Origin of the sequence: Anaerotignum lactatifermentans (genome assembly GCF_014982935.1) — a bacterium.
In the GTDB taxonomy this organism is placed as follows: domain Bacteria; phylum Bacillota; class Clostridia; order Lachnospirales; family Anaerotignaceae; genus Anaerotignum; species Anaerotignum lactatifermentans.
On the sequence record NZ_JADCKK010000093.1, the window covers coordinates 1 to 7,427 of the forward strand.

Annotated in this window: 8 protein-coding genes; all 8 read left to right on the forward strand. The window is 37.4% G+C overall.

Going from position 1 to position 7,427, the window contains the following annotated elements:
* Nucleotides 1-218: hypothetical protein (locus tag INF29_RS13550; protein ID WP_193487230.1), on the forward strand; the 218-nt coding region annotated here is incomplete at its 5' end.
* 3 nt (nt 219-221) lie between these two features.
* Nucleotides 222-1,859 carry a recombinase family protein gene (locus INF29_RS13555; protein WP_193487232.1) on the forward strand — a complete coding sequence of 546 codons (1,638 nt, stop codon included), beginning with the start codon at nt 222-224 and terminating at the stop codon, nt 1,857-1,859.
* Between the two features lie 198 nt (nt 1,860-2,057).
* Nucleotides 2,058-2,318: a hypothetical protein gene (locus INF29_RS13560; RefSeq protein ID WP_193487234.1), complete on the forward strand. Its 261-nt coding sequence runs from the start codon at nt 2,058-2,060 to the stop codon at nt 2,316-2,318.
* Nucleotides 2,319-2,430: 112 nt separating this feature from the next.
* The gene (locus tag INF29_RS13565) at nt 2,431-3,792 is read left to right on the forward strand and encodes a hypothetical protein (protein ID WP_193487236.1); all 1,362 of its coding nucleotides are present in this window, start codon (nt 2,431-2,433) and stop codon (nt 3,790-3,792) included.
* Nucleotides 3,793-4,204: 412 nt separating this feature from the next.
* Complete coding sequence (locus INF29_RS13570) at nt 4,205-4,450, forward strand: hypothetical protein (RefSeq protein WP_191345014.1); 246 nt, start codon at nt 4,205-4,207, stop codon at nt 4,448-4,450.
* Nucleotides 4,450-4,947, forward strand: a complete 498-nt coding sequence (locus INF29_RS13575) for a hypothetical protein (RefSeq protein ID WP_193487238.1) — start codon at nt 4,450-4,452, stop codon at nt 4,945-4,947. The genes INF29_RS13570 and INF29_RS13575 overlap by 1 nt, the downstream gene beginning before the upstream one ends.
* 314 nt (nt 4,948-5,261) lie before the next feature.
* Nucleotides 5,262-6,536 carry an AAA family ATPase gene (locus INF29_RS13580; protein WP_191345016.1) on the forward strand — a complete coding sequence of 425 codons (1,275 nt, stop codon included), beginning with the start codon at nt 5,262-5,264 and terminating at the stop codon, nt 6,534-6,536.
* Entirely contained in the window at nt 6,529-7,167 is a 639-nt protein-coding gene (locus tag INF29_RS13585; protein WP_022255526.1) for an RloB family protein, read from the forward strand. Before INF29_RS13580 ends, INF29_RS13585 begins: the two co-directional genes overlap by 8 nt.
* Nucleotides 7,168-7,427 lie beyond the last annotated feature (260 nt).

A 7,427-nucleotide genomic window follows, 5' to 3' on the forward strand; every position in this document is an offset into this window, starting at 1 on the left:
CAAGAGCGGTGGAACAGTATCAACATACGGTCTTTGATGACAGTGATTTTCAGACAGAAAAACTGCTGTATCTTCTGAACCATACGCCGGTTCCAACGAAGTTTGACAGCCATCTCCTGGCGGAAACCATGAAAAAAGTCGTTGTTGCGAAAGAAGGGTATCTGGAGTTTCATTTCAAAAATGGGTATCAGCGAAAAATATGGCTAAAGGAGGAATGAGTGATGCTACAGACCATAAAAAAGAATATTTCCGTGATTCCGGCGGTACCTGCCCATGTGGCAGAAGGTAGCCGAGAGACCAAACTGCTTCGGGTAGCCGCTTACTGCCGTGTCAGCACCTTACAGGAACAGCAGGAAAGCAGTTATGAAGCACAGGTAAACCACTATCGGGAAAAGATACAGAACCACCCTGGCTGGAAATTGGCTGGCATTTACGCCGATGATGGGAAAAGCGCCACCAGTACCAAAAAACGTCTGGATTTTCAGGCAATGATCGGGGATTGTATGGCAGGGAAAATCGATATGGTACTGACAAAGTCCGTCAGCCGCTTTGCCAGAAATACGGTGGATGCCCTGACCAATATCAGAAAACTGAAAGAAAAGAATATCCCTGTCATATTCGAGAAAGAAAGCATCAATACCATGGAGGGCAGCGGAGAACTGCTCTTGACCATATTGAGCAGTCAGGCACAGGAAGAAAGCCGGAACATCAGCGAAAACTGTCATTGGGGTATTGTGCGGAAGTTTGAGGAAGGGAAAGTCATGGTGAACCACAGCAGATTTCTGGGCTATACGAAAGACAAAGACGGAAATCTTGTGATCGTGCCGGAAGAAGCACAGCTGGTGCGGCGGATCTATAAGCTGTATCTGGAAGGCAACAGCAGTTACCGCATCAAACGGATTCTGGAAGCTGAGGGCATTCCTACGGTAACAGGGAAAAAGATATGGAGCACCACCACCATTGACCGGATGCTTTCCAATGAGAAATATATGGGGGATGCCCTCCTGCAGAAAACATATACAGTGGATTTCCTGACGAAAAAGAAAGTGAAAAACAACGGCATCGTACCCCAGTATTACATAGAGAATGACCATGAAGCCATTATCCCCAAAGAATTGTTTTATCGTGTACAGGAGGAAAAAGCCAGAAGGGCTGCCATCTATAAACCGGCTGTCAAAAGAAAAAATGGACTGCAAAAAGGAAAATACAGCGGCAAATATGTTCTGTCTGATCTTCTCTACTGTGGAGAATGCGGACAGCCTTATCGCAGACAGGTCTGGTCAAAGTATGGGGTAAAGCAGGCGGTTTGGAGATGTGACAATCGGCTGAAAAATGGAAAAAAGAGGTGCAAGTATTCTCCCACACTGAAAGAAAAAACACTGCATACTGCCATTATGACTGCCATTAATAGTGTGGCAGAGGATCATGGGAGGTTTGTGCAGGCGTTTCGGGAAAATGTCCTGCAGGTCATTGGAAGTTATGAGGCTTCGGAAAAAGAAACGGAAATCCTCAAACAGATGGAAGCCTGCCAGAAAAAGCTGATGGAGCTTATGGAAATCGGGATGAAAGATGGAAAAGAGGATTTTGAACAGGAATATGACAAGATCATGGGGAAACTGAAAGAACTGCAAAAAGCCAGAACAAAGACCGCAAAAGAAAACAGACTGGCGGAAAGCTGTCAGCAAAGAACGACGGGTTTGGAGCAGTATATGGGAAAAACAGTCTGGTTACAGCGGGAGTTTGATGAGGAATTGGTGCGTAGGCTCATTCGAGTGATTAAAGTGGTCAATGAAAATAAACTGGAGATACAGTTTCATTCTGGGATTGTACTGGTACAGCGGATGGATTTTGAGGAGTGATGGGGAGGGAGGGAAACTTGAGGAGGTTTGAGAATGATAGGTTTTTAGGCGGTGGAAATAGAGAATCTCACTGCCTTTTTGTGTTGATGAGAGAGGTAAAAGGAATGTGTTTCTCTAAAAAATTTAGAAACATTGAGATCCTATGAGACTTTTTTTTCGTTATACTCTGGAAAATAAATCATAGAAAGGATAATATGTATGAGTAAAGAGCTAATAGGAAAAAATGGAAAAATCGTAGGATCAGCAGCTTATTTTCAGGAAATGAATCGAAACTGTAAGATAGCAGAAGTGATGAAAGTTCCAAAGGAATATCAATATTTTGATGGATGTAAAGAACTTGCGCGTAGCTGCAAAGAGATTGTTTCTGTGATATATCAAGATGTAAAAAATGTGCAGACATTTTGGCTTTTCTTCCTGAAAAAGATCGGCAGGAAACTGCAGAATTGGCAAAGGCGATAGGAGAAATTTCACGGCAATGGGGCAGTGCCAGTGGCGATGTGAACCAAATTGTTTCCCTTGTTTTGCTGTCTGCAAGTGCATCCAAAAGAGAAAATCATCTGAAAGCATGGGGATGATCGAAAAAACAGAACGAAAGCTACGAAGTACAACTGGAAGTAGTTTTTCTATGTCGGAAAAGATAAATCTTTTGCAAAAAGCAGTAAGTGGTACGGTCTATCAAGCGGCATCAAATGATGCAAAAAAATTGGAGTTTCTCATGTCTATAGAACAGGGAAAAGGAAAAGGGTTTTTACAGGATGTTTTGCATTATTATGATTATTTGAACCATCAGCGCAATTATGCTGGCAAAAATGGAAAGGTTGTTTGCAGCAGAGAATACAATCAGGAGATGCAGAAAAAAGTTTTTTTCAGAGGCTTTCCACGAGTTTATTCTTATGGGCATCCGAAAAAATATGTTTCAGAAATTCAGAATATGCTGAAAAAAGTATGCGATGAACTTTCTAATGATTTGGATCAAGGAGACAGAAATAAAGATTATATCCTTGATGAAAATGGAGAAATTTGCTTTACAGCTATAGAACAATGTGGAAAAGCAGGGATATCCTGTGCTGGTTTAAAAAATAAAGTGGAAAAACTGATGTGGTTTGTAGGTGGAAACCAACAAAAAATTTTGACTTTACAAAGAAATATAAATGCATTAGGGATCAGAGGTACACATGGATGGCTGAAAGAGGATGGGGTTTTCGGAGAGGAAACGCTTAGTGCGTGGAATGAATTGTTAAAGGCTCTGGTGTCAGGTTCTGTGCCTGTGTTGACTTATATTGATGTATTGCAGAGTGATTTAACAGGGGTAACACATGAGGTTGTAACAAGAGATATTCGCAAAGCAAAAACCAAAGATCCAATGCTGAAAAATTTGCCAGATAAGAATGATTATTCCATTTTGTTCTATACAAAGGATGGAAAAAAGAAAAGGGCATTTATGTTGGATAAACCGCATATTGAAGATGGAAAGAGTTTACCGTTTCATATTAATTATGATGTTGACAAACCGGAGTTTTTGAAAAAGTATCTAAATCACAAACCTATATCGGAAGCCACGTATATGAGATTTAAAAACTTTACAGAAGTAGGCAAAGTTGTACATATGGGTGGGAAAATTCTATTGGTGGCAGGTATTCTGTTGGATACTTTAGAAGTAGGAAACGCTGTGATAGATGATTTAAATGATGCAGATCAAAAGCTCGGTAAAAAAACAGATATGTCAGTAGCGAGAATAGGTAGTCGCTGGGCGGGAGCTGCTATCGGTGCAAAAGCAGGGGCAATGACAGGAGCATGGATAGGCTCTTTCGCACCTGGACCAGGAACAGCAGTTGGTGGTATACTGCTTGGTCTTGCAGGTGGAATTGGAGGAGCAATTGGTGGAGAAGAATTTGTAAACTGGGTATTTGATATTACGAATTTAGATGAATAAGGTGATGGTATGCTTTTTTTTCAGAAAAAAGAAGAACGAGGAATCAGTGGTAAAGCCATATCAGATTTATATAGAGCAAAAAGAAGATCATATAAAATATGGTTTTTCTTATTGGTCTCAGGATGATCCTTTGGAGGATTATCTCAAAATTGCTTTTGAAATTTTGGAAACCCTGTTGCAGGGATATTGGCTCTGGATCTGCAGAGTGGAGTGTGGCGCTGAAAAACAGAAAAAGGCACTGGAATATATGCAACGTTTTGCAAACATAGAGTACATTTATGAAGCATATATCATTGTGGAAAGAGTGAATACGTTTCATTCTCATTTGCTGGAGTCTTATTTTCAAAGGGAAAAGGAACATGGCATAGAACATGATTTCCGGTCGTTTATCATAAATGGATTTCAGAATCATATGGAAATGAAAAAAACAGCAGAAGAGCAGTATGATTTTCTTTTGCATCATCAGGGAGATGTCTGGGTTGATTACGAAGAATTGTTTGAAGGCCCTACTATGGAGATGGAAATAAAAAATGGGCTTTTTGATATGGAAAAACTGCTGGAGCTGTCCATAACTGTATGTAAAAAATATGGCAAAGAAACAAAAGTAATTTATGGCGGTGAACAAAAGGTGCAAGAAACGTTTACGGGTGATGTATGATGAGAAAACTAGCAAATTTATTTCAGAAAAAGCAAAAACAAGAAAAGCTGCCGGAGGATATCTTTTTCAGTCCGAGGTGCGTATATTACGAATCAGATATGGAAGGCATCAACAGTGGACAGGTTCAGGTGTTCACCCTCTATCCCAGTCTTTACACAGAGGAATCGGATGATGATTTTTGGAAGATTTGCAATGGAATTTTCTATGGACTGCTGCAAAACAGTAATGTGTTGATAGCAGTGAAAATGATAGACGGCAGTTCGGAAACGAAAAACGCAGTATTTCAGAGACTGAAAGAATGGAAAACTAGAAATCAGGAAGCTGTCATTCTGGAGTCTGATGAGGGATACCAGATATTATGCAGAGCAGACAAGATGATTTTTGATTTCAAACAATTTGAAGAAGATGGTATGGGGTTGTTTGACTATAAAATATATGGTTATTCCGAAAAGATGGAATGTCCGTATCAGGAACAGGCAAAACAGCTGATTACATAGCATCAGTACGATATTTATTTGTATTATTATAAATATCCGGATTATCTGGAAATCAGAGTGAAAAACAATCGAAAGATAAAGGATTTGCTTGATGTCATCGGCAGGGTATGCAAGGAAAATCAAAGGCGATTGTTTGTGGAGTATGAAGGATGATGCTGAGTATGCAAACGTAAAATTCGGTTATTATATAAATAAAATATGTAATTCTATTTAAAAACTATTATATTTACGAAAAAATCGTAAATAAATTGACTTTTAGGTATAATTGATATACGATAAAAATAGAAATGTATTGTTTTGGGGGTGAAAAACTAATGTTATTAATGTTTAAAGTGAAAAACTATACTTCATTTAAAAATGAAGCTATATTGGATATGAGAGCAACTGCATATGTACAGCATCCTACACATGTAATGCAAGTAAATGACAAACTAGGGCTGCTAAAAACAACCGCTTTGTATGGAGCTAATGCTTCAGGAAAGTCTAATCTAATCTCGGCAATGTTCTTTTTTGAACAATATATTTTTTCTCAGTTTATTAACAAAAATGAGAATCAGGATTTTGAATCTAACAAAATTGGTGTAAAAATGAAATTAGAACCATTTAGTTTATCAAATGAAACAAACGATGCTTCTGAGTTTGATATTATATTTTTGCATAATAATAAGCAGATACAGTATGGTTTTGAATGCACATCTAAGGAGGTTTTAACTGAATGGTTATATATTAACGACAAAAAGGTCTTTGAACGTACTGGTATAGAACTTTCTTTTGGCAGTAAATATCAAAAAATGTTGGGAGCTTACAAAAAGTTGCCAGCTGAGAGACTTTATATAGCTGTACTTGAATATTTTCTAGATGAAGAAGGAAAAAAAGTAATACTAGATGATTTTATTTCTTTCTTTAACAAGGAATACAATGTATTTACAGAAATTCTTTTTGAATCTACAGTAAAAGGTCTAGCGGGAATGGTTGGACTTTCAAAAAAACTTGTTAGTAATAAGGGATATAGAAACAAAGTAGAGCAGTATCTTCGTTTAGTTGATGTTGGAATCAAACGCTTAGATGTACAAACGGAGACGATTTTTGATGAGCGTACGGGTAAAAAAAAGAAAGAAAAAGTTATTCGTACCGTACACGATATTTATGATGAAACAGGAAATGTGGTTGGAGAAAAACTTTTTGATTTGCATCAGGAATCTACAGGCACACTTCGCTTTTTGGCATATATTCAAAATGCCATTGAAATGATTTCAAAGGGTGGTGTGTTTATTGTAGATGAAATGTCTGCAAGGCTACACCCGTTATTAACTAAATTGATTGTAGATATATTCTGTTCAAGTCAAAATACAAAAGCACAGTTGATTTTTACTACCCATGATATTTCACTTCTAAATAATAATCAATTTCGACGAGATGAGGTAGTATTTATAGATAAAAATGAACGTGGAGAATCTAGTTTATATGCTCTTTCTGATTTGAAAGTACGAGAGGATGCAACTTTTAATAAGGACTATCTTCAAGGAAAATATGGAGCTATTCCGATCTTTCATTATGATGATATTATGGGTGGTGGGTTGAATGGGTAGAACACAATTATCACCACAACGTCTTTTGGAAACAAAGCATACTAATTTGGGACGTATCATTATTTTTTGCGAAGGAAAAACAGAGAAATATTATTTTGATTATTTTGCAGAGATCATTAAGAAAAATAAGTACACTGATGTAGAGGTCGTTCTGGAAGCGGCAAATGGAAATGCACAGACTGTTCTAAATTTTGCAAATAAATTTATGGAAAGTGAGGAAAATAATCAGAAATTTAGTAATTATGGTAAATATCTAGCATTTGATTGTGATGATCCACCAGATATTCAAGCTGTAATATTGGCAGCAACAGAATATGAATTGTTGATTTCTAACCATTTATTTGAAACATGGTTGCTTATGCATTTTGAGGATGTGGATGAAAAGATATCAAAGAGAGAAATTTACAGGCGTTTATCGTCTCATTTGCATGATAATTATTCTAAAGGGCATAAGGGGAAAACGCGTGAAATAGTTCAAAACGGTGATATAGAAAAAGCTATCGATAATGCTAGAAAACTGGAAAATCAGTATTTTGATGAGGGGAAAAATATATTCACGGACATTAAAGATATGAATCCATTTACAAATGTTTATAAATTGATTGAACAGTTTATGGTTGAAATATCGTAATTTTAAAGAAAAGAAGTATGTGATTCTACGAATGGATTCAAACAATAAACAATGATATTTTACGGCATCCAGATGATAAGCCGATAATTGGTTTGTTGTTGGTAAAAGGAAAAAAATAAAACAGTAGTAGAGTTGAACAGGTCCAGTAAAAACGGACAATGACAAAAAGCCCCCTTATGTAGGATAATAGAACTACATAAGGGGGTCTCGCTATGTCCGGAAAAAAAGGAATGAAAAAGTATCCAGCGGGGATACGAGAG